This window comes from Acinetobacter sp. 12966 (genome assembly GCF_031196995.1).
Taxonomy (GTDB): Bacteria; Pseudomonadota; Gammaproteobacteria; order Pseudomonadales; family Moraxellaceae; genus Acinetobacter; species Acinetobacter geminorum.
Genome location: NZ_JAVIMC010000102.1, coordinates 1 through 1,548, shown reverse-complemented (window position 1 = coordinate 1,548; position 1,548 = coordinate 1). Strand labels below are relative to the sequence as shown.

The window sequence follows — 1,548 nt, the reverse complement described above, 5'->3', positions numbered from 1 at the left end:
AAAGCTACCTACACATAAAGTGACCCAGATTGAAGAGTTACTGCCACACTGCTGGAAACCTAAATCGAATTAAAAAATTGGTATGGGATTCAGCGGACGCTTACGAAAATATCAGTGTAATAGCTTGACTTCTTACAATGTGAAAAATAGTCACAGCATAAATCTCTAATAATTTCAATTTCCTCTAGGCTATCAGCAGCATTGACTAAAAATATAAACTTGTCCAAGTTAACAAGTAATTTACTACTATTTTTCAAAGGTTTATTATTAGACATTGAATCCTATGTGTTTTCCTGTTGGAAGCTCTACATCAATACGAAGTTTTCCGCCCATTGCTTCGACATACTTTTTCATCGTTGAAATTTTAAGATCATGACCACGATTTTCGATTGCTGACAATGAAGGCTGTTTGATTCCAAGGGTTGCAGCCAGTTCTTTTTGAGAAATCTCTAACTCTTCACGAATAAGGTGAAGCTGAGTTTCCAACAATAATTCATCCGCCATTTGTTGAATACGAGCTTGACTCTCTGGAGAGCGATTAGCCAATAATTCTTGTAGGGTCTTAGCCATTAGATTGATCTCCTAAAGTTGAAAGATGAATTTCGTATTGCTGATCGGCAATATCTAACATCTCTTTATAAAAACGCTTTTTACCGCCTTTATCACCGATACACAGCACAATAGCTTGTCGTAAAGGATCAAACGCGAAAAAGGCTCTCAGTGGTTTACCTCGATGCTGAACACGTAGCTCTTTCATATTGGTAAATTTGGAGTCATAGACGGTATCTACTAAAGGACGACCTAAACTTGGTCCCTGTTGCTGTAGAACGACCAACGCTGCGAGTACTTTCTCTTGTGTAGATTGATCTTGCTGTGCAAGCCATTCGTTAAACAGATCCGTTGTAATGACTGTCCACATATTACAACAATAATATAGATTACAATCTATATTTTATGCTTAATTGAATTATTATTCAAATGACAATAAAAAATCCCGACGTCATGTCGGGATTTTTCGGTGTGGAGCGCATAGGTAGGGCTGACTACCTAATGGTCATGGTGTCTGACTGATTATTCTTGTTTTAAGTCATTGAACATCCTGTTCATATAGATCGATCATAGGGACTTCACTGGTGCTTGGATACAAACAATTTCGTAAAATGCTGTAAGCCAAAGCGTACAAAAAATCATCAAAATTATCCCAAAGCTTATCCGCAAGAAATGGGGATAAATTCAGAAATGGAAGCCTTAAGGAATCGGAAGGAAATTACGATTTGATCGTTTTTAACCAATTTTATTGGCAAAATATATAAAAACTGCTCATAAAAAAGCCGACTTGTTCCCAAGTCGGCTTTTCGACATCGTCGAGCAAATTATTTATAGCATAAGTTTTTGATTTTTATATGTTTCAATTTGTTCATTTCGTATAACGCCCACTATGTTAAATAGAAAATTTCTAGAAGAAATAAAAAAAGATTATTTATTAACCAATAAATCAAAAACTATCTCACTAATTAGTATAACTTTATGGCTTTGTTGCACAAAGAT

The 1,548-nt window shown here is 35.5% G+C and carries 3 protein-coding genes; all 3 read right to left on the bottom strand.

From position 1 onward, the window contains the following. Positions 1 to 89: 89 nt before the first annotated feature. Genes RFW85_RS15805 through RFW85_RS15795 form a run of 3 tightly spaced genes read right to left on the bottom strand, consistent with a single transcriptional unit; the run spans position 90 to position 919 of the window. Complete coding sequence (locus RFW85_RS15805; RefSeq protein WP_309171672.1) at positions 90 to 275, bottom strand: hypothetical protein; 186 nt, start codon at positions 273 to 275, stop codon at positions 90 to 92. Continuing rightward, on the bottom strand, positions 268 to 570 hold the full coding sequence (locus RFW85_RS15800) for a helix-turn-helix domain-containing protein (RefSeq protein ID WP_001140619.1): 303 nt from the start codon (positions 568 to 570) through the stop codon (positions 268 to 270). Before RFW85_RS15800 ends, RFW85_RS15805 begins: the two co-directional genes overlap by 8 nt. Next, positions 563 to 919, bottom strand: coding sequence for a type II toxin-antitoxin system RelE/ParE family toxin (locus RFW85_RS15795; protein WP_000269903.1), 357 nt, complete (start codon positions 917 to 919; stop codon positions 563 to 565). The genes RFW85_RS15800 and RFW85_RS15795 overlap by 8 nt, the downstream gene beginning before the upstream one ends. Positions 920 to 1,548 lie beyond the last annotated feature (629 nt).